The sequence below is a fragment of the Streptomyces sp. NPDC059897 genome (genome assembly GCF_042730865.1).
In the GTDB taxonomy this organism is placed as follows: Bacteria; Actinomycetota; Actinomycetes; order Streptomycetales; family Streptomycetaceae; genus Streptomyces.
Map to the genome: position 1 here is coordinate 55813 of NZ_JBHWKQ010000035.1, position 20881 is coordinate 76693.

Consider the following 20881-nt stretch of genomic DNA (forward strand, 5'->3'; position numbering starts at 1 on the left):
TCGAACACTTCGAACACTTCGAATGAGAGAGGATTTCGATGCGCGTCCTCGGCATGATCTCCGGTACCTCGCACGACGGCATCGATGTCGCCGTCGTCGACTTCGCACAGGACGGCACGACGCTGCGCGGCCATCTCACCCACCACGGCTCGACCCCGTACACGCCGCGGCTGCGCGCCGATCTCGTGGCCGCGCTGCCACCGCGTCGGATCACGGCGGAGGACGTCTGCGCCCTGGACACCCGCATCGGGCAGGCCTTCGGGGAGGCGGCCCGCGCCGCGCTCGCGGAGGCGCCCGCCGACGCGGTGTGCAGCCACGGCCAGACCCTGTACCACTGGGTGGCGGGCAACACGGTCCTCGGCACGCTCCAGATCGGGCAGCCGGCCTGGATCGCGCAGGCCACAGGGCTGCCCGTGGTCAGCGATCTGCGGACCGCCGACATCGCGGCGGGCGGCCAGGGCGCCCCGCTGGTCCCGCTGCTCGACCGGATGCTGCTCGCGCCCGACGTCCAGCAGGGCCTGCGCGCCGGAGCACTCAACCTCGGCGGCATCGCCAACCTCACCGTCGCCGCCCCCGACTCCGCCCCGGCCGCGTGGGACATCGGCCCCGCCAACGCCCTCATCGACGCCGTCGTCGCCGACTCCCCCGACACACCGGACGGCTTCGACCGCGACGGCCGCCTCGCCGCATCCGGGACGGTGGACGAGGCCCTGCTCGCCGAACTCCTCACCGAGCCGTACTACGCGCTCGCGCCGCCCAAGAGCTGCGGCAAGGAACTCTTCGACGCGCTGTACGTGTCCGGGTACGCGGAGAAGGCGGCGGGCCGCTCCGGCCGCCTTCTCGTCACCGAACTCGACGACCTGGTCGCCACCCTGACCGCCCTCACCGCGGAGACCGTCGCACGCACCGTCCGCGAGGCACGTCTCGACGTGCTGTACGTGTCTGGGGGCGGGCTGCGCAATCCCTCACTGATGGCCGCGATCACGGACCGGCTCGACGGGCTCACGGTGCTGCCGAGCGACGCGCTCGGGGTGCCGTCCGACGCGAAGGAGGCCCTGGCGTTCGCCCTCATCGGCTGGCACAGCCTGCACGGGCTGCCAGGCAATGTGGTGGCGTGCACGGGCGCCTCGGGCGAGCGGGTCCTCGGTCAACTCACCCTGGGGTCAACAGGGTTGAAGTCCTTCGATACGCCGCCGGTGCGCCCCGATCGGCTGGTGGTCACCGGCGGGGTCGCATGAACGTCGACCTGGCCGGGGCCGCCGCCGAGGTGCTGGAGACGGGTGGCCGGGGCCGGTGCCCCGCCGGGGTGTGCCTGGGCGTGTCCACCCCTGCCACGGGCACCGTGCTGGCGGCAGCGGGCTGGGCGCGGCGCCCCGGAGGGCCGGTGCCGGGTGAGCCGATGACGACCGGGACGGTGTTCGACGTGGCGTCGGTGACGAAGGTGGTGGCCACGACGGCCGTGGTCATGCGGCTCGTCGCGGCGGGACGGCTGGACCTCGACGCTCCGGTGGGGCGGTACTTGGCGGGGTTCCAGGTCGGTCCCGGCAAGGCGATCGGGCCCGGCAAGGCCCTGATCACCGCGGCCCACCTGCTCAGCCACCGCTCGGGGCTGCCGCCGTGGTGGCCGCTGTACTGCCGGACGACGGACCGCGAGACCGCACTCGACCTGGCGGAACGGCTCCCGCTGGACACACCGCCCGGCACCCGGCGCACGTACTCGGACGTGGGATTCATGCTGCTCGGCCGACTCGTCGAACGGATCACGGGCACGGACCTGGCCACGGCGTTCCGCCAACGGGTGGCCGATCCGCTCGCCCTGACCCGTACCCGCTACGGGCCCGTACCGCCGGAGACCGCCGCCGTGAGCAGCGACGGCGACCGGATCGAGGCCCGGATGGTGGAGACCGGCCGCCCGTACCCCGCGCCCTGCACGACGGCCGACTTCACCGGCTGGCGCACCGGGCCCGTCCGTGGCACGGCGGCCGACTGCAACGCCGCGCACGCCCTGGGCGGTGTCGGCGGGCACGCGGGACTGTTCGCCCCGACGGCCGAGTTGCTCCGGCTGGCCTCGGCCCTCGTGCACGACGAGTCCTTCGTCCCGGCCGCCGTACGCTCCCGGTTCCTCGCGGCGGCGGACCCGCGGAACCCCGAACAGGGCCTGGGTTTCCATCGGTTCATGCTGGACACGCCGCACGGACCGGTCCCGATGGTCGGCCACGACGGCTTCACCGGAACGCATGTCGGGGTGGCCACCGACCGCCCACTCTCCCTGGCGCTCGCGGCCACGCGCCTGCACGGCACGAGCACGGACCGGGCGGGGTTGGTGCCCGTGGACGAGCTGTCCGCCGCCGCACACCGCGGAACCGTACGGGCCCTTGAGGCGGCGGGCGCCTTCCCGCCGCCCCACTCCACCGGAAACGCGGAACAAGGCGAACCCGCACCCCTATCCGGACACACCAGACACGCCACCCTGGAGTCGCCATGACCGCCCCCGTTCCGGCCGAGGCCGATCCGCGCGACGGCGCCACCACGCGCGGGGATGCCACCACACACGGAGGTGCCACGCTGCGCATCCGGGGCCTCTCGGTGGCGTACGAGACCTCCGGCCGTGATGTCGTCGCCGTGGACCGGGTCGACCTCGACCTCGCGGCGGGCGAGACGGTGGCGGTGGTCGGGGCCTCGGGTTCGGGCAAGTCGACGCTGGCGGCGAGCGTCAACCGGCTCCTGGCCGCCAACGGGCGGATCACCCGCGGCTCGGTGCACCTCGACGACCTGGACCTCACCACCGCGTCCGCCAAGGTACTGCGGCAGGTGCGCGGGGCGCGGATCGGGATGGTGCCGCAGGACCCGATGACGAACCTCGACCCGGTCGCCACGATCGGCTCGCAGATCACCGAGGCGCTCCGGGTGCACGGCATCGCGCGGGGGGAGCGGGCCCGCGACGAGGCGGTGGCGCTCCTCGAACGCGCGGGCATCGCGGACGCGGCGTCCCGCTTCTCCCAGTACCCGCACGAGTTCTCCGGCGGGATGCGCCAACGCGTCCTGATCGCCATGGCATTGGCCTGCCGCCCCGACGTCCTGATCGCCGACGAGCCCACGTCGGCGCTCGATGTCACGGTGCAGCGCCTGGTCCTGGACCAAATGGCGGCGCTCACCCGGGACTTGGGCACGTCGGTGCTGCTCATCACGCACGACCTCGCGCTGGCGGCCGAGCGCTCGGACCGGGTGGTCGTGATGCACGAGGGCCGCATCGTGGAGACGGGCCCCGCGCCCGAGATTGTCGCCGGACCCCAACACCCGTACACACGCCGACTCTTGTCGGCCGCGCCCGGCATCGCGCGCGCCAAGGTGAGCCCGGTGCCCCGCGAGCCCGCACCGCGCCCCCTCCTGGAACTGCGCGGTGTCACCAAGGAGTACCGGCTGCGCGGCCGCCGTGAGCCCCTGCGCGTGGTGGACGGCCTCAGCCTCACTGTGCACCCCGGCCGCACGGTGTCCCTGGTCGGCGAATCGGGCTCCGGCAAGTCCACCACGGCGCGCATCGCCCTGCGCCTGGAGGACCCGGACGCGGGCACGACACACTTCGAGGACACGGACGTCACCAAGAGCCACGGCCGCCGCCTCCTGCCGTTCCGCCGCGCAGTCCAGCCGGTGTTCCAGAACCCGTACGCCTCCCTTGACCCGCGTCACACCGTCGGCCGGATCGTCGCCGAGCCGCTGCGGGTGCACGGCATCGGCAGCAGCCGCGCCGACCACCGCGCGCGGGCCGCCGACGTCCTCGACCAGGTGGCGCTGCCCTCGGCGTGCATGGACCGCTACCCCCACGAACTCTCCGGCGGCCAGCGCCAACGGGTGGCCATCGCCCGCGCCCTGGCGCTCGGCCCGCGGCTGATCGTGCTGGACGAGGCCGTGTCCGCGCTCGACGTCCTGGTCCAGGACCAGATCCTCGACCTGATGGTGGAGCTCCAACGCGACCTGGGCCTCGGCTACCTCTTCATCAGCCACGACCTGGACGTGGTCCGCCTGGTCTCGCACCACGTCCTGGTGATGCGCGAGGGCCGCGTGGTCGAACAGGGCACACCGGTCGACATCTTCGACAACCCCCAACACCCGTACACCCGCGAACTGATCGCGGCGATCCCGGGCAAGGGGACGCGCTGACGGCACCACGGCACGGCGCGCGGCGGTCAGTGGATGTGCGACCCGCCGTTCACGTCGTACGTCGCTCCGGTGATATACCCGGATTCCGCCCGGCACAGGTAGGTGATCAGGTCGGCGACGTCGTGGACGCGGCCGTTGCGGCCCACCGGGATGCCGGCGATCAGGGACGACTTGCGTTCGCCTTCCAGCGCGCCGCCGGTGATGTCCGTGTCGATGAGGCCCGGGGCGACGCTGTTGGCGGTGACGCCGTGGGGGCCGAGTTCGCGGGCGAGGGCGCGGGCGAAGCCGAGCTGGGCGGCCTTGGCGGCGGAGTAGGCGACGCCGCCGAAGACGCCGCCGCCGCGTTCGGCGGAGACGGAGGAGAGGAACACTACGCGGCCGAAGCCCCGTTCGGCCATGCCGGGGGCGACGGCACGGGTGATGTTGAAGGCGCCGCGGACGTTGACGGCGAAGATGCGGTCCCATTCGCCGCCGTCGACGTCGAGGAACGCGGTGGGCGACGTGATTCCCGCGTTGTTGACCAGCGCGCCGATCGGCGGCGCGTCGGCCGCGAGGGTGTCGACGGCGGCGGCGACGGCGTCCTCGTCGGTGACGTCGCAGGCCAGGCCCGTCGCCCGGACGCCGTGCCGGTCCGCGATCTCGTCCGCGGCCTCCTTGGCGGCGGCCTCGTCGAGGTCGAGGACCGCGATGTTCCAGCCGGCGGCGGCGAGGGCGTGTGCGGTGGCGCGGCCGATGCCGCGCCGGGAGGCGGCGCCGGTGACGACGGCGGTGAGTTCGGTGACGTTCGTTTCGGCTTTGGTCATGGTGTGGTGCAGCTCCTCGACGAATCGGTGAAGTAGTGGGTCAGAGTGCGGACTTGACGCGGGCGCACAGCGCGTCCGTCGAGAGTCCGTAGCGGTCGTGGAGGGTGGGCAGGGCGCCGGCCGCGAGGAACTCGTCGGGGAGCGCCGCGGACAGGATCCGGGCGCGGGCGCCACCGAAGCCGGCGGTGGCGGCGACCGCTTCGGACAGTCCTCCGACGACTGTGTGGTTCTCGCAGGTGACGACGAGCCGGTCACTCTGGAGCTGACGCAGGATGGTGTCGGTGTCCAGCGGCTTGATCGTGGGGACGTGCAGGACGGCCGCGTCGATGTGGTCCGCCTCCAGGCACTGCGCCGCCTGCAGCGCGCGCATCGTCATGAGGCCGGTCGAGATGAACAACACGTCGCGTCCACCGCGCAGTTCGGCGGCCTTGCCCAACTCGAACCGGTAGTCGTACTCGTCGAGCACGGTGGGGACCTTGCCGCGCAGCAGCCGCATGTATGTGGGTCCGGGGTGTGCGGCGAGCGCGGGTACGGCCTGTTCGATCTCGACCGAGTCGCAGGGGTCGACGATCGTCAGGTTCGGGCAGGCCCGCAGGATCGCGAGGTCCTCGGTGGCCTGGTGACTCGGCCCGTATCCGGTGGTGAGTCCTGGCAGCGCGCCGACGACGTTGACGTTGAGGCCGGGTTCGGCGATGTCGAGGCAGAGGAAGTCGTACGCGCGGCGGGTGGCGAACACCGAGTACGTGGACGCGAACGGCACCAGACCGACCTCGGCGAGGCCCGCTGCCGCGCCGAGCATGACCTGTTCCGCCATGCCCATCTGGTAGAAGCGGTCCGGGTTCGCGTCCCGGAAGATGTGCATGTCGGTGTACTTGGCGAGGTCGGCGGACAGGCCGACGATCTCCGGGCGTTCCTCGGCGAGCCGGTTCAGCGTGTGTCCGAACGGGGCGGGCGCGGTGCGCTGCCCGGGGTCGGCGAACGAGGCGATCATCGCGGACGTGGTGAGGCGCTTGCGGGGCGCTTCCTGAGCGGCGGCGGTGCTCACTGGTGGGCTCCTTCTAGGTGGTCGCGGGCGGCCTGCCACTCGTGGGCGGCGACGGGCATGAAGTGGGCCTTCTCCCGGGTCTCCAGGAACGGCACACCGCGCCCGGTGCGGGTGTCGCAGATCAGCACGGAGGGGCTGCCGGTGTGCTCACGGATGCCGTCGAGCGCGGTGAGCAGGGCGGGGATGTCATTGCCGTCGACCCGAACGGCGTTCCAGCCGAAGGCCCGCCATTTCTCGGTGACGGGTTCGGTGCGCAGCACGCCGGGCGTGGGGCCGTCGGCCTGCAGCCCGTTGACGTCGACGACGGCGGTGACGTTGTCCAGGCCGTGGTGGGCGCAGGCCATGGCGGCCTCCCAGGTCGAGCCCTCGTCGAGCTCGCCGTCGGAGAGGAGGTTGAACACCCGCGCGTCGCTGCCGAGTTGACGCAGACCGAGCGCCATGCCGCAGGCGACGCCGAGTCCGTGGCCGAGCGAGCCGCCGGAGATCTCCATGCCGGGCGTGTAGCTGGCCATGCCGGACATCGGGAGGCGGGAGTCGTCCGTCCCGTACGTCTCCAGTTCGGCGACGGGGATCGTCCCGGCCTCGGCGAGCGCGGCGTAGAAGGCGATCGCGTAGTGGCCGATGGAGAGAAGGAACCGGTCGCGGCCCGCCCACTCCGGGTCTTCGGGGCGCAGCCGCAGCTCGCCGTCCTCGCGTGCGTAGAACATGGCAAGGACGTCGGCGACGCCGAGTGCCTGTCCGATGTACCCCTGGCCCTGGACCTCGCCCATGGTGAGGGCGTGACGGCGGATGCGGGTGGCGGCCTCCCGCAGTCGGGCGATCTTGCGGTCGCGCTCGGCGGCCGGGGCCGGGGGTTGGTGTGTCGTCACCGATGTCATCGGCGCGTACCTCCTTGTCGTACGGGAATGGGGGGCGGGGTTCAGCCGCCGTTGACCAGGTGCTTGGCCGAGCCGGTCCCGGTGTTCTGTGCGGTGGCGGCGAGTTGGCGCTCCAGGGCGTCGACCTCGGCGCGCTCGGCCGGGCCCCAGGTCTCGCGGGTCAGCAGCGTGGCGACCAGTCCCAGCAGGCCGTACGCGCTGAACAGCACGGCCGGGCCGACCCAACCGGTCGCGGAGAACAGGGCGGTGGCGATCAGCGGGGTGAACCCGGAGACCACGGCGGAGAGTTGGTAGGCCAGCGAGGCCCCGCTGGTCCGGGTCCTGGCCTGGAAGAGCTCGGAGAACCAGGCTCCCTGAACCCCGGCGAGGCCGTTCTGGCACACGGCGTAGCTCACGACCAACGCGAGCACGATGGCCGTCGCGGAGCCGGTGTTGAGGAGCAGGAACAGCGGCACGCCCCAGGCGAGTGTGAACGCCGTACCGAAGAGATAGACGGGGCGGCGACCGACGCGGTCGGTCAGCGCGCCCCACAGTGTCGTCGCCGCGATACCGAGCGCGGAGGCGAGCATGAGGCCGAACAGGGTCACGGAGCGGTCGGCGAGGCCCTCGCTCGCCAGGTACGACATGGCGAAGGTGACCGAGAGGGCGTAGCCGGCGGTCTCCGTGCTGCGCAGACAGAAGGCGCGCAGGACGTTGCGCCAGTCGGTGCGCAGCACCTCCATGAGCGGGTTGGAGGCCACCTCGCCCTCGGACTTCAGTGCCTCGAACTCCGGGGACTCCTCGACCTTGAGGCGGATGAGGATGCCGACGACGATGAGCACGGCGCTGCACAGGAACGGCACACGCCAGGCCCACTGCTCCCCCAGCGGCACGCTGAGCAGGAAGGCGCCGTTCGCCAGGAGCAGCCCGACAGGGAAGCCGGCCTGGGTGATTCCGGTGTAAAGCCCGCGTTTGCGCCACGGCGCGTGCTCGAAGGTCATGAGGATGGCGCCGCCCCACTCGGCACCGAACGCCAGCCCCTGGACCACGCGGACCAGGACGAGCAGGACACCGGCCCACGCGCCGACCATCTGATACGTGGGCAGCATGCCGATCAGAACCGTGCACGCCCCCATGAGCAGCAGCGATCCCACGAGGACCGGCTTGCGGCCGATCCGGTCGCCGAGGTGTCCGCCGACGATCCCGCCGATCGGCCGCACCGCGAAGCCGACGCCCAGTGTGGCGAAGGACAGCAGTGTGCCGGACAGCGGGTCCTCGGACGGGAAGAAGACATCGTTGAAGTACAGGGCCGCGGCGGTGCCGAAGCCTATGAAGTCGTAGGTCTCGATCGTCGCCCCGATTGATGAGCCGATGGCGACGCGTCGCCGCGCGGGGGTGCCCTGGACGGCGGCCAATTGCTGTGCGGACATGGGAGATCTCCATTGATCCAACGGCGGTTCGGCTTCCGGGAAGCCATACGCCCGACAGTCGAGTGTTGACTGTTAACACTCGGCAGGCATGAAGAAACCATCCAGGCCAGGCGCCCGGCTGTCAATGCCCGTTCAGCAGGAAGTCGCTCAGCCGTCGGTCACGGCGAAGCACTCAGCCATCGATCACGGCGAAGTGCTCGGCCGCCACGGCCATGTGCTCCTCGACAACGGCGACGGCGCCCGCGACATCACCGGCCTCGATGGCGTCGATGATGGCCGCGTGCCGGTCGCGCGTCATCATCGCGGGAGCATCCTCCTGGTCCCGGGACATGATCGTGACGCGGATCCGGCCCTCCAGATGACGCCACGACTCGACCAGCATCGAGTTGCCGGAAACCTGGCAGAGCCGCACATGGAAGCCGAGGTCCGCCTCGACACGGGCGGCGAAGTCGTCCCCGGCCGCATCCAGTTCACCCGCCGCGGCACGCAACGCGGCCACCGCCTCCGCCCGGTCGGGCCGGGCGATGACCTCGGCGACGGCCAGCCCTTCCAGTGCCGCGCGCACCCGGAACATCCCGCGGATCTCCTCCGCGGACAGCGAGTTCACCCGCAGCATGCCCCGGACACCGGCGCGCACGAGGCCCTCCTGCTGGAGATGGCGCAGCGCCTCGCGCACGGTTCCGCGACTCACGCCGAGCCGGCCGGCCAGCTCCACCTCTCCCAGGTGATCACCGGGCCGGTACGCTCCCGCCGTGATGGCGGACCGCAACGCCTGCAGCACGCGCTCCCGCAAGGTACTGCGGTCCATCACGGGCAAAGGCTCAATAGACAAGACGACTCCCTCCAGGGTGTCAACATCCTAACTGGCGACTGTCAACAGTGAAGCGGAGGCGAACAGTCACCGTCCACACTATTGACCGGTCAATTGGCGAATGGTTGGATCAAATCAATGGGCATTCCCAAGTACCAGCTGATCCGGGCCGAGATCGAGGCCCGCATCACCTCGGGTGATTGGCGGCCCGGCTCCCGCGTACCGACGGAGGCCGAGCTGCGCGAGGAGTACGGGGTGAGCCGCGCCACCGCGCAGCGCACCCTGCACGAACTCGCCCAGGCAGGCCTGGTGGTCCGCTACCGGCGGCGCGGCACGTTCGTCGCCGAGGGGGCCCGCCAGGAGAATCTGCTGCGCTTCACCGATGTGCGGCAGACCGGGCCCGAGGTACCGGGTCCGCACATCGTCCAGTCCGCCAAGGTCGTTCCGGCGGGTGACGCCGGCGTCACCCTGCCCGGGGTGTCCGACACCGAACCCGTCAACGAGCTGCGGCGCGTCAAGTACAACGAGGAGGGCGAACCGCTCGCCGTCGAACTGTCCGCCGTTCCCTTCTCCCTCGCCCCGCGCCTGCTGGACGAGGACCTGGAACAGCTCACCGTCCTGCACTACTTCCACCGCACCGGCATCCCCGTCAGCACTTCGCGGATGTACGTCGAGGCCCAGGTCCTGGACGAGCCGACCGCGGCCCTGCTGGAGACCCCGCCCGGCGAGGCCGTCCTGCGGCTGCGGCGGCTGACGCGGCTGACCGACGGCACGCTCGCGGAGGCCATGTGGCACATCATGCGGCCCGGCCTCACCGAGTTCTTCGTCGAGCAGTCGGTCCTCGACGTGCCGGACGCACCGGAGGTGCCGGGCGGTTCCTGACCCTTCTCGTGCTCACTGGAAGGAACCCTCATGCCCACTTCCCCGCTGCGCGTCGCCGTCGTCGGCACCGGTGTCATCGGCGCCATGACGGCCTGGCACCTCGCCGCCCGAGGTGTCGAGGTGCTCGCCCTCGACGCGTACGCCCCCGGCCACGACCGCGGCGCCTCGGCCGGCGAGTCGCGGATCTTCCGCACCGCCTACAAGGAGGGCGCGTCCTACGTCCCACTGCTGCGCCGCTCGTACGAACTGTGGCGCCGCCTGGAGAGCGAGGCCGGCCGCGAGCTGCTCACCCTCTGCGGCGGGCTCACCCTCGGACCGCCTGACCACCCCGATCTGCGCGCCGTTCGGGGCAGCGCCGCCGAACACGGCCTGGACATCGAGGTGTTGGACGCGGTCGACGCCGCGCGGCGCTTCCCGCAGCACCGGCTCGACGCGGACGAGGTCGCCGTGCTCGACCCGGGCGCCGGGGTGCTGCGCCCCGAGCCCGCCGTGCAGTCCGCGCTCGCCCGGGCGCAGGAACTGGGCGCCCAACTGCTGCCGTACCACCGGGTGGACGGGCTCGACGAACGCCCCGGCGGCGGCTGGCACATCCGCACGCGGCAGGGCGCGTACGACGTCGATCACGTGGTGCTGAGCCCCGGCCCGTGGTCCGGTTCGTTCGCGCGGCTCGCCGGGCTGCCGCTTCAGGGGCGGCGCATCACCGCCGCGTGGTTCGCCGCCAAGGACGTCGCCGCCCACCGGCCCGACCGGCTGCCGATCGCCATCCGGCGCCACCACGAGGCGGGCTTCTCCTGCTTCCCCGTCCTCGACGGCACCGCCGTCAAGATCGTCCCGCACCACCTGCCCTGGCACGAGACGGACGCCCCCGAAGACCTGCCCCGCAGCGCGGACAGCGCGTTCGCGCAGGCCGCGTCCGCCGCCGTGGCCCGGCTACTGCCCGGCCTCGTCCCGCATCCCGTACGGATCGGTGTGTACGCGGAGGCGTTCAGCGCCGACGAGCACGCGCTGGTCGGCCCGCTGCCCGGCGCCCGTGATGCCACGCTGCTCGCCGGGTTCTCCGGGCACGGCTTCAAGCTCGCCCCCGTCTTCGGTGAGATCGCCGCATCCCTGGTCGTGGACGGGAAGTCGCCGTACGACATCGGGTTCCTCGACCCGGCGCGCTTCGGCTCCACCGGCTGACACACACCGCTCGCACTCCCCCACCCGCACGGCACAGCACACCCTCCTGGCTTCCCCCTGCCCTCCCGAGGAGCGTGACCCCTTGCCGCACCACTCCACTGCCCAAATAGCCGCGATCGTCGTCGCAGGCCTTGTCATCATCGCCGCCGGAGCGCTGCTCTCGGTGTACTTCGGCCGCCGCGCGAAGAACTCGGCCGACTGGCTCTCCGCACCCGAGTCGCTCCCGCTGATCGTCGTCGTCATCACCCAGTTCGCGACCGCCGCAGGTGGCGGTGTGCTCATCGCCCACGTCGGCATCGCCTACGCGTCGGGCTGGTCGGTCTTCGCGTACGAACTCTGCGTCGTCCTCGGCTTCTTCGGGCTCGCCCTGACCGCGCGCTGGCTTCGCGACCAGGGCTTCGGCACCGTCCCCGACGTCGTGACCCGCCTGTTCGGGCGCAGCCGGGTCGTCGTCGCGCTCGCCGGGGTGTGCGCCCTGGTCGTGCCGTTCGGCTGGCTGGCCACCCAATTCGTCGCGTTCTCCCAGCTGTTCGGGCAGCTGACCGGGCTCTCGCCGAGCCTGCTGATCGCCGTCATCGCCGCCGGATCGCTGCTGTTCGTGCTGCCCGGCGGGCTGACATCGGTGGCCTGGACGGACTTCGTCTTCGGGATCTTCAAGATCGTGATGTCGCTCGTGGTCGCCGCCTACGCCGTCCATCTCGCGGGCGGCTGGAGCGGCATCACAACACATGTGCCCGAGCGCCTGTGGCAGCCGTCGGGCCTGTTCGCGGCCGGTGGCGACCAGGTGTGGCTGTGGGTGGCCGCGATCCTGCCCGGCACCCTCACCAACCAGCTCTACTACCAGCGCATCTTCGCCACCAAGAACGTCTCCGACGCCCGCCGGGGCATCATCCTCAGCGGGCTCACCATCCTGGTCGGCGGTGTCTACGCGGCGGCCATCGGCCTGTCCGTCCGCGCCCAGCACCCCGGCCTGACCAACCCGGAGGACGCGGCGGGCTGGCTGATCACGCAGCTGCCGCCGCTCCTCCTGGTCACCTACGGCGCGTTCCTCGTGGCCACCATCGTCTCCACGTCGGGCAGCGCGCTCCAGTCCGTCGTCACCAGCCTGGTCCGCGACCTGTACAGCAGCGTCGTGGGCGGGCGGCGCACCGACCGCCGCATGGTGACACTCTCCCGGCTCTGCACGGTCGTGGTGACCGCCGTCGCCGCCGTGCTCGCCATCTCCTTCCCGACCGCGCTCACCTGGCTCGTCGCCACCTACGCGTACTCGGCCGCCGCGCTCGCCGCGCCACTCTTCCTCGGCTACGCGCTGCGCCGCCGATTCCGGCTGACACCTGCCGCCGCCCTCGCCGCGATGCTCGCCGGCCTCGCGGGCTGCGGCGCCGCCCAACTCGCCGACACCGTCGTGCCGTACGCGGTGTACGGCATCGCCGCATCGGCCGTCGTCCTGCTCGGCTGCGCGCTCTCCTCGGGACGCCCGACGACCCCCGTGCCCGCGCAGCCCTCCCCCGTCCCCGCACCGGAAGGCAGCACCTCCGCATGACCTCACCCACCCCCCGCACCGCCGTCATCGGCGCCGGAGCCCTCGGCGCCGCGACCGCCCGCGCGCTCGCCGTGCGCGGCGCCGCGGTCACCGTCTTCGAGCGCACCGGATTCGCCGCCGGGACAACCGGAACCACGTTCGCCTGGGTCAACTCCCATGCCAAGAACCCGACTTCGTACCACGAGCTGAACATGGCGGGTGTCGCCGAACACCACGCGCTGCGGGAGGCGGGCGGCCCCGCGCCGCACTGGTTCTTCCCGTCCGGGAACCTGGAGTGGGCGGCCGACGACGTGGGCGACGCACGCCTCGCGGACGCCCTCGAACTCCTGGAGGGCCGCGGCTACCCCTGGCGGTGGATCGAGCCCGACCGGGCCCGTGAGCTGGTGCCCGACCTACGTATCCCCGACGCAGTGCGGCGCATCGCACACTTCCCCGAGGAGGGGTACGTGCTGCCGCACCCGCTCGTCGCCCGGCTGTGGGGCGAGGCCCGCGACCACGGCGCCGAGCTGCGCTGCCCGGCCGAGGTGACCGCCATCGACGAGCGCGCCTCCGACGTACGGCTCGGGCTCGCCGACGGCACCAACGAGACCTTCGACCTCGTCGTCAGCGCGACGGGGCGGTGGAGCGAGCGGACCGCCGCGCTGACCGGTGTGTCGCTGCCCATGGCGGACACCACCGAACCCGGCTCCGCCACGGTCGGCCTCCTCGGCTACACCTCCCCGACGGCGACCCGCCTCGACGCGGTGCTCACCACGCCGCGCCTCAACGTCCGCCCCGACGGCGGCGGCCGCCTCGTCGTTCAGGGCCTCGACCTCGACACCGACGCCGACCCGGCCGCACCCCCGCCGCTGGACGGCCCGCACGCCGCCCAACTCCTCGACCGGCTGGCGGACTTGCTCCACGGCACGCGCGGCGCACGCCTCGAATCCTTCCGGGTGGGCCGACGCGCCCTGCCCGCGGACGGCCTCACGGTCGCGGGCCGGCTGCGCCCGGACGGCAGGGTCTATGCGCTGGCGACACACAGCGGCATCACCCTCGGCCCGCTGCTCGGCCGCCTCGCGGCACACGAGCTGCTGACCGGCGAACGCGACCCGCTCCTCGCGGACTTCGCCCCGGACCGCCTCACGGGCGCGGCCCCGGACTCCTTCGGAGAGCTGGAGCGTCCGCGCTTCGCGGGCCAGCAATGACACCGGCCTGTGGTCCCCTGGCCTACTCGGTGAGCGAAGGCCCCATGTACTGCTCCGCGAAGGACCGTACGTAGGCGGGGTCGTCGCGCAGCCGCTGCCACCGGGCGCGCCGCAGCCGTTCGCGGTAGGCGGCGTGCGGGGTGCCGGGCTCGTCGGCGTGCAGGAGTTCCAGCATGGTGTGGCTGAACTCCTGCACCTGCCACACGTCGGCCAGGCGCCGCCGGGAGTACGCGGCCAGCACCGCCTCCAGGGGTGCCTCGCCCGTGAAGTGCTCCGGCAGGGCCGCGGCGAGGTCGGCGGCGTCGGCCACCGCGAGGTTCATGCCCTTGCCGCCGGAGGGCGGCACGATGTGCGCGGCGTCGCCGAGCAGCACCACCCGCCCGTGGTGCATGGGTTCCACGACCTTGGTGTGCATGTCGACGACGGCCCGGTCCAGGACCGGTCCTTCGTTGACCGTCCAGTCCGGCAGGTCGAGCCGCATGTGCAGCTCCTTCCAGATCCGATCGTCCGGCCACTGGTCGAGGGTGTCACCGGCGGGTATCTGGAGGTACATGCGGGTCACGTCGCGGGAGCGCAGCATGTGCCCCGCGAAGCCGTCGGGGTGCTGCGCGTACACGGTATGCCCGGCGGACGGCGGCGCCTGGACGAGCGCGCCCAGGAGGCGGGCGTCGTGCGGCACGTCGTACCGGATGAAGGCCCCGTCCGGCAGAGCCGCGCGGGTCGGCCCGTGCCACCCATCGGCCCCGGCCACGAGGTCCGCGCGAATAACGGCGCCGTCGGCACACACCACACTCGGCGCCTCGCCCGCCACGACATCGGTGACCGCAGCGCCGAGCAGCAGGCTGCCGCCCTCACCGACATATGCGTCCAACAGGTCGGCCACGACGTCCTGTTGGGGATACACATAGCTGGGCGCGTCGCCGCACCACGCCTCGTAGTCAACGGTGACCCGCTCGCCCTCGGCATGTATCTCGCAGCGCGTGTGCGCGAGCCCCTCGGCGCGCAGCCGGCCGGACAGCCCGTGCCGGTCGAGCAGTTGCACGGTCCGCCGCTCCAGGAACCCCGCGCGCGAACGCGCCAGCAGCTGCTCCCGCGTGAACTTGTCGACCACCACACAGTCGATCCCACACCGCCGCAACAGCACACCGAGCGTCAGCCCTGCGGGGCCGGCTCCGACGACGACCACACCCGTGTCGAGCGTACGCACCACGTCTCACTCCCTCCGCGGGGCCGGGAGGGGGTGCCGACCCCGTCGTCGGCGCACGTTACGGGAGTGACCGGATGGGGTGTGCGGCAGGTCCCTCCTGGTCACACGCTCGCCGCCGCGCACCCGCAGGTGCGCCCCAGGTGCAGCCGGTGCGGCAGGATCCGTTCCTGCCGGGGCAGCGTCGGCCGTTCGATCCGGCGCATCAGCATGCCGAACGCGGCGGTGGCCATCTCCTCGTGGGGCTGGACGATCGTGGTGAGGTTGATCAGTCCCGCGGTGTAGTGGGGTGTGCCGTCGCAGCCGGTGACCGCCACGTCCTCGGGTACCCGGATGCCGTGCTCCACGGCGAACTCCATGACACCGATGGCCATTTCGTCGCTGCCGCACACCACCGCACGGGGTGGTGTGTCGAGGGCGAAGAGGCGCTGGGCGGCGCGCCGTCCGCCGTTGTTGTCCAGCTCCGTGCTGATCTTGCGGGCGCCGCTGATCCGCACCCCGTGCCGACCCGCGGTGCGGACGAAGGCCGCCTCCCGGACCGAGGACGCGGAGGAGAAGCGCGGCCCGACGACCGTGGCCACCTCCGTGTGTCCGTGCCCCAGGACATGCTCCATGAGTTCACCGGCCGCGGTGGCGTCGTCGGCCCCGGCGAAGTCCCCCTCCAGGAACAGCGAGCGCCGCGACAGATAGACGTACGGGATCCGCGCGGCGCGCAGGGTGCGCAGCGCGCTCGCGTCCTCGCGGAAGGCGGCCGACAGGATCACGCCGTCGACCTCCCGGTTCACCAGGGTCGCGGTGATGTGCTCCAGTGCGGGCCGCTGGTCCTGCGTGGTGGCGATGAACACCTGGTAGCCGACGGCGGCGCCCGCGGAGATGATCGCCTGGGCGAAGCGCGGGTACGTCGGGTTGACGATGTTCGGCTGCACCAGCGCGATCACCCGGCTGCGGCCCGGGTCGACGGCCTCGCCCCCGCGCGGTGTGAAGCCGAGTTCACGGGCCACCGCGAGCACATGTGTCCTGGTCTCGGCGGACACACCCACCTTGCCGTTCATCACGTACGAGACGGTGGCCGTGGAGACTCCGGCGGCCCGGGCCACCGCGGCGGCTGAGACCCGGGTGGGCCGCCGGGCCCGCATGGCCTGCCGTGGCTCGACTGTCTCCACTGATCGCTCTCCCCTGCCGAGTGCTGCCCGCCCTGTCGCGGGGTTCTCCGACCCGTCGCGTGCTGCCTGCCGCGTGAAGGTACGCAGCTCCCGGCCGCCCGGCAACGGTCGTCCACGTACTGAACGTTGCTTAACGTTCACGGCCGCGCCTAGCTTCACCGCACCGACGCAGCCGCGTCACCTCTGTCGACGAAGACGAAGGTCCTGCCCATGACGACTGACGCGACCGCCACCACGGCGCTGCGCTCCCCGGCCGAACTGAACCGGGTCATCCTGCGCCACCTGATGCCGCTGCTCGTCGCCGCCTACGTGATCAGCTTCCTGGACCGGACGAACATCGGAATCGCCAAGGAGCGCCTGGAAATCGACCTGGGGATCTCTGCCACGGCGTACGGGATCGGCGCGGGCCTGTTCTTCATCACGTACGCGCTGGTGGAGATCCCCTCCAACCTGGTCCTGCACCGGGTCGGCGCGCGTTTCTGGATCACCCGCATCATGGTCACGTGGGGACTCATATCCGCGGGCATGGCCTTCGTGCAGGGTGAGTGGTCCTTCTACGCGATGCGGTTGCTGCTCGGCGCCGCGGAGGCGGGCCTCTTCCCCGGTGTCATGTACTTCCTCACCCAGTGGTTCGCCCGGGCCGACCGGGCCAAGGCGAACGGGATCTTCCTGCTCGGTGTGTGCACCGCGAGCGTCGTGGGCCCGCCGATCGGCGGGCTGCTGCTCGGGCTCGACGGGCTCGGCGGACTGCACGGCTGGCAGTGGATGTTCCTCGTCGAGGGGCTACCGGCCTGCGTGTTCGCGGTCGCGGTGTGGAAGCTGCTGCCCGACCGCCCCGAGCAGGCCACGTTCCTGACCCGCGCCGAGGCCGTCGACCTGCAACAGCGGATCGCCGCCGAGGAGGAGGCCGGCGCCGCGGCCTCGGGCACCCACCGCATGGGCCAGGTCTGGCGGAACCCGCAGATCCTGCTCGTCGTCGGTGTCTACCTCGCCGAGCAGATCGCCGTGTACGCGATGTCGTACTTCCTGCCGTCGATCATCGGCACGTACGGGACGCTGTCGCCGCTGCAGATCGGCCTGTTGACCGCGATCCCCTGGCTGTTCGCGGGCCTCGGCGCGTATCTGGTGCCGCTGCGCGCCACGAACGGCACCACCTCACGGCGCCTGGTGAACGTCACGGCCGCGGGCATCGCCGTCGGCTTCGCGCTCGGCGCCCTGTCCGGACCCGTCGTCGGCCTCCTCGGCTTCTGCCTCGGCGCGTTCTCCTGCTTCGCCATGCAGGCGATCCTGTTCACCTTCCCGGCGTCGCGGCTGAGCGGGGCGGCGCTGGCAGGCGGGCTCGCGTTCGTCAACACCATCGGCCTGTTCGGCGGGTTCATCGGCCCGTACGTGATGGGGGCCATGGAGGACCTGACCGGCGACAAGCTGTCCGGCCTGTGGTTCGTGGTCGCGGTGGCCGCCGTCGGCACGGTCCTGTCGCTGTTCCTACGGCGCGGCGACGAGGCCACCGCCCGCTGACCGGGCCGCACACCACCACACTTGAGGAGACAGATCGTGGAAATGACCGGCAAGCGGGTCCTCGTCACGGCGGGCGCCGCCGGCATCGGCCGCGCCATCGCCGACCGGTTCGCGGCGCACGGCGCACGGGTCCTCGTGACCGACGTGGCCGAGCCGGCCGTCCGGTCCGCACGGGAGGCCGGGCTCGCCGCCCATGTCTCCGACGCCTCCGACGAGGCGCAGGTGCGGTCGCTGATGTCGACCGTGGAGCGCGAACTCGGCGGCCTGGACGTCCTGGTGAACAACGCGGGCATAGCGGGACCCACCGGGCCCGTGGAGGGCGTGGACGCGGCCGACTGGACCAGGACGTTCGACGTCAACATCCACAGCCAGTTCTACTGCGTGAAGCACGCTATGCCGCTGCTGCGCAGGGGCACCGACCCGGCGATCGTCAATCTGTCGTCGGCGGCCGGGCGGCTCGGGATGGCCGGCCGCAGCGCGTACTCGGCCTCCAAGTGGGCGGTCGTGGGCTTCACCAAGACCCTCGCGATCGAGCTCGGCCCCGAGGGCATCCGGACGAACGCGATCTGTCCGGGCGCGGTGGACGGCCCCCGCATCCGGTCCGTCATCGAGGCGAAGGCCCGGATGCTGGACCGTCCCGTCGAGGAGATCACGGCGCTCTACAACGACCAGTCGTCGATGCGCCGCATGGTCGCCGCCGATGACATCGCCGACATGGCGGTCTTCCTCGCGGGCCCTGCGGCGCGCAGCGTCAACGGCCAGGCGATGGCGGTCGACGGCAACACGGAAAAGCTCTACTAGGCGCTCCCGGAAGGACCCACGTACCCCCATGTCCAGCGCACACGCCCACTCCGCCCGCGACAAGGTCATCATCACCTGCGCGGTGACCGGAGGCATTCACACCCCGTCGATGTCCGAGCATCTTCCGGCCTCGCCCGGTGAGATCGCCGAGGCCGCCCTGGGGGCTGCCGAGGCCGGAGCGGCGATCGTCCACCTGCACACCCGCGACCCGAAGGACGGGCGTCCCTCGCAGGACCCGGACCACTTCGCGCCGATCCTCGCCGAGGTGAGCGCGCACTCCGACGCCGTCATCAACATCACCACGGGCGGCTCCCCGCACATGAGCGTCGAGGAGCGGATGCGGCCCGCCACCGAGTTCAGGCCCGAACTGGCCTCGCTCAACATGGGATCGATGAATTTCGGGCTCTACCCGATGCTCGACCGCTTCAAGGAGTTCACACACGACTGGGAGCGCGAGCACCTGGAGCGCAGCCGTGACCTCGTCTTCAAGAACACCTTCGCGGACATCGAGAAGATCCTGGGGATCGGTGCGGAGAACGGCACCCGCTTCGAGTTCGAGTGCTACGACATCTCGCATCTGAACAACCTGGCGCACTTCCACTCCCGCGGTCTCGCGGAGGGGCCGCTGTTCGTGCAGTCGGTCTTCGGTCTCCTCGGCGGGATCGGCGCGCACCCGGAGGACCTCGCACACATGCGGCGCACCGCGGACCGGCTCCTCGGCGACGGCTACGAGTGGTCGATCCTGGGCGCGGGCCGCCACCAGCTGCCGCTGGCCACCATCGGCGCCGCCCAGGGCTCCCACGTACGGGTGGGCCTGGAGGACTCGCTGTGGATCGGCCCGGGCGAACTGGCGAGGACCAACGCCGAGCAGGTGTCCCGGATCCGCACCGTCCTGGAGGCCCTCAATCTGGAGGTCGCCACGCCCGACGAGGCCCGCGAGATCCTCGCCCTGAAGGGACGGGACAAGGTCGGCTTCTGAGCGCGGTCGCGCACACCTGCGCGACCGTGTCGGGGATCACAGAGCGGTGCGGGAGACCTGCGGAATGTGTGCGCGGGCGGGGCGGTTGGCACGGGCGCGATCACAGCTCGCGCCCTGCCGACTCATACACATGCACTTCAGAGGAGCACCCGTGGCCGACCCCACGTCCCGCGCCGCCGAGATACTCTCCCGCCCCGTCGCGCTGAACGGCCTGACCGTGCCGAACCGCATCGCGATGGCGCCGATGACCCGCATGTTCTCGCCGGACGGCGTTCCCGGTGAGGATGTGCGCTCGTACTACGCGCGGCGTGCCGCCGCCGGTGTCGGTCTCATCATCACCGAGGGCACGTACGTGGGCCACGACTCGGCCGGTGACAGCGACCGGGTGCCGCGGTTCCACGGCGAGGAGCAGCTGGCCGGGTGGGCGCGGGTCGCCGAGGACGTGCACGCGGCGGGCGGCACCATCGTTCCGCAGCTGTGGCACATCGGCATGGTGCGCAAGGAGGGGCAGCCGCCCTTCGCCGAGGCGCCGGCCGTCGGCCCCTCCGGCATCCGTGTCGACGGCACGGAGAACGCGGGCCGGGCGATGACCCAGGGCGACCTGGACGATGTCATCGGCGCCTTCGCGCAGGCCGCCGCGGACGCGGAGCGGATCGGCCTCGACGGTGTCGAGGTGCACGGCGCGCACGGCTATCTCCTCGACCAGTTCCTGTGGTCGGGCACGAACCGCCGCAGCGACGCCTACGGCGGCGACGCCGTGGCCCGTACGAAGTTCGCCGCCGAGATCGTGGCCGCGATCCGCGAGCGGGTCTCCGCCGAGTTCCCGGTCATCTTCCGCTACTCGCAGTGGAAGCAGGAGGCGTACGACGCGCGGCTCGCCGAGACCCCGGAGGAGCTGGAGGCCATCCTCGCCCCGCTCTCCGCGGCCGGTGTCGATGTCTTCCACGCCTCCACCCGCCGCTACTGGCGGCCCGAGTTCGACGGCTCGGACATGAACCTGGCGGGCTGGACGAAGAAGCTCACCGGCAAGCCGACCATCACCGTCGGCTCGGTCGGCCTCGACGGCGACTTCATCCGCGGCTTCGCGGGCGAGGGCTCCCCCGTCAAGGGCATCGACGACCTCCTCGACAGCATGGAGCGCGACGAGTTCGACATGGTCGCCATCGGCCGCGCCCTGCTCCAGGACCCGCAGTGGGCGGCGAAGGTCCTCGCGGGCCGCTTCGACGAGCTGATGCCGTACGACGCTGCGGCGCTCAAGACGCTGAGCTAGACCGGGCCCATGACGAAGGGGCGTCCGCCCTCCTGCCGCACGGCGGGAGGG

18 protein-coding genes are annotated in these 20881 nt (G+C 71.9%); 11 read left to right on the top strand and 7 right to left on the bottom strand.

Translation table 11 applies throughout. The features are described 5' to 3' along the window. The first annotated feature begins 38 nt into the window (after positions 1–38). Genes ACFV9W_RS30045 through ACFV9W_RS30055 form a run of 3 tightly spaced genes read left to right on the top strand, consistent with a single transcriptional unit; the run spans position 39 to position 4158 of the window. Positions 39–1238 (top strand): anhydro-N-acetylmuramic acid kinase, encoded by a 1200-nt coding sequence (locus ACFV9W_RS30045; RefSeq protein ID WP_385766990.1) that lies wholly within the window; start codon positions 39–41, stop codon positions 1236–1238. Then, positions 1235–2485, top strand: a complete 1251-nt coding sequence (locus ACFV9W_RS30050) for a serine hydrolase domain-containing protein (RefSeq protein WP_385766992.1) — start codon at positions 1235–1237, stop codon at positions 2483–2485. The genes ACFV9W_RS30045 and ACFV9W_RS30050 overlap by 4 nt, the downstream gene beginning before the upstream one ends. Then, positions 2482–4158: an ABC transporter ATP-binding protein gene (locus ACFV9W_RS30055; RefSeq protein WP_385766995.1), complete on the top strand. Its 1677-nt coding sequence runs from the start codon at positions 2482–2484 to the stop codon at positions 4156–4158. Before ACFV9W_RS30050 ends, ACFV9W_RS30055 begins: the two co-directional genes overlap by 4 nt. A 26-nt stretch (positions 4159–4184) precedes the next feature. Here ACFV9W_RS30055 and ACFV9W_RS30060 read toward each other — a convergent pair whose 3' ends face one another. The 5 genes from ACFV9W_RS30060 to ACFV9W_RS30080 form a co-directional block, all read right to left on the bottom strand. Then, the gene (locus ACFV9W_RS30060) at positions 4185–4961 is read right to left on the bottom strand and encodes an SDR family NAD(P)-dependent oxidoreductase (RefSeq protein WP_385766998.1); all 777 of its coding nucleotides are present in this window, start codon (positions 4959–4961) and stop codon (positions 4185–4187) included. Between the two features lie 40 nt (positions 4962–5001). Beyond that, positions 5002–6006 carry a transketolase family protein gene (locus tag ACFV9W_RS30065; protein WP_385767001.1) on the bottom strand — a complete coding sequence of 335 codons (1005 nt, stop codon included), beginning with the start codon at positions 6004–6006 and terminating at the stop codon, positions 5002–5004. Beyond that, a complete protein-coding gene (locus ACFV9W_RS30070; RefSeq protein WP_385767002.1) occupies positions 6003–6884 on the bottom strand; it encodes a transketolase in 882 nt (293 codons plus the stop codon). Before ACFV9W_RS30070 ends, ACFV9W_RS30065 begins: the two co-directional genes overlap by 4 nt. Before the next feature lie 41 nt (positions 6885–6925). Beyond that, entirely contained in the window at positions 6926–8293 is a 1368-nt protein-coding gene (locus ACFV9W_RS30075; protein WP_385767005.1) for an MFS transporter, read from the bottom strand. Between the two features lie 172 nt (positions 8294–8465). Beyond that, the gene (locus ACFV9W_RS30080) at positions 8466–9101 is read right to left on the bottom strand and encodes a GntR family transcriptional regulator (RefSeq protein WP_385767008.1); all 636 of its coding nucleotides are present in this window, start codon (positions 9099–9101) and stop codon (positions 8466–8468) included. Between the two features lie 141 nt (positions 9102–9242). Here ACFV9W_RS30080 and ACFV9W_RS30085 point away from each other — a divergent pair, with 141 nt between their 5' ends. The 4 genes from ACFV9W_RS30085 to ACFV9W_RS30100 all read left to right on the top strand — a co-directional run bounded on the left by ACFV9W_RS30085 (position 9243) and on the right by ACFV9W_RS30100 (position 13895). After that, positions 9243–9986: a GntR family transcriptional regulator gene (locus ACFV9W_RS30085; RefSeq protein WP_385767011.1), complete on the top strand. Its 744-nt coding sequence runs from the start codon at positions 9243–9245 to the stop codon at positions 9984–9986. Positions 9987–10016: 30 nt separating this feature from the next. Beyond that, the gene (solA, locus tag ACFV9W_RS30090) at positions 10017–11165 is read left to right on the top strand and encodes an N-methyl-L-tryptophan oxidase (protein ID WP_385767013.1); all 1149 of its coding nucleotides are present in this window, start codon (positions 10017–10019) and stop codon (positions 11163–11165) included. 82 nt (positions 11166–11247) lie between these two features. Then, positions 11248–12708, top strand: a complete 1461-nt coding sequence (locus ACFV9W_RS30095) for a sodium:solute symporter family protein (RefSeq protein ID WP_385767016.1) — start codon at positions 11248–11250, stop codon at positions 12706–12708. After that, complete coding sequence (locus tag ACFV9W_RS30100) at positions 12705–13895, top strand: NAD(P)/FAD-dependent oxidoreductase (protein WP_385767019.1); 1191 nt, start codon at positions 12705–12707, stop codon at positions 13893–13895. Before ACFV9W_RS30095 ends, ACFV9W_RS30100 begins: the two co-directional genes overlap by 4 nt. 22 nt (positions 13896–13917) lie before the next feature. Here the strand turns inward: ACFV9W_RS30100 and ACFV9W_RS30105 are convergent, their stop codons facing one another. Both ACFV9W_RS30105 and ACFV9W_RS30110 read right to left on the bottom strand, forming a co-directional pair. Continuing rightward, positions 13918–15105, bottom strand: coding sequence for a 4-hydroxybenzoate 3-monooxygenase (locus ACFV9W_RS30105; protein ID WP_385767022.1), 1188 nt, complete (start codon positions 15103–15105; stop codon positions 13918–13920). Between the two features lie 98 nt (positions 15106–15203). Next, positions 15204–16262: a LacI family DNA-binding transcriptional regulator gene (locus tag ACFV9W_RS30110; protein ID WP_385767025.1), complete on the bottom strand. Its 1059-nt coding sequence runs from the start codon at positions 16260–16262 to the stop codon at positions 15204–15206. Positions 16263–16472: 210 nt separating this feature from the next. Between ACFV9W_RS30110 and ACFV9W_RS30115 the strand changes: the two genes are divergently transcribed. The 4 genes from ACFV9W_RS30115 to ACFV9W_RS30130 all read left to right on the top strand — a co-directional run bounded on the left by ACFV9W_RS30115 (position 16473) and on the right by ACFV9W_RS30130 (position 20830). After that, positions 16473–17780 (top strand): MFS transporter, encoded by a 1308-nt coding sequence (locus ACFV9W_RS30115; RefSeq protein WP_385767028.1) that lies wholly within the window; start codon positions 16473–16475, stop codon positions 17778–17780. Between the two features lie 42 nt (positions 17781–17822). Continuing rightward, positions 17823–18581: an SDR family oxidoreductase gene (locus ACFV9W_RS30120; RefSeq protein ID WP_385767040.1), complete on the top strand. Its 759-nt coding sequence runs from the start codon at positions 17823–17825 to the stop codon at positions 18579–18581. A gap of 28 nt (positions 18582–18609) precedes the next feature. Continuing rightward, on the top strand, positions 18610–19560 hold the full coding sequence (locus ACFV9W_RS30125) for a 3-keto-5-aminohexanoate cleavage protein (protein WP_385767031.1): 951 nt from the start codon (positions 18610–18612) through the stop codon (positions 19558–19560). A 130-nt stretch (positions 19561–19690) separates the two neighbouring features. Then, positions 19691–20830 (top strand): NADH:flavin oxidoreductase, encoded by a 1140-nt coding sequence (locus tag ACFV9W_RS30130; protein ID WP_385767034.1) that lies wholly within the window; start codon positions 19691–19693, stop codon positions 20828–20830. Positions 20831–20881: the final 51 nt, after the last annotated feature.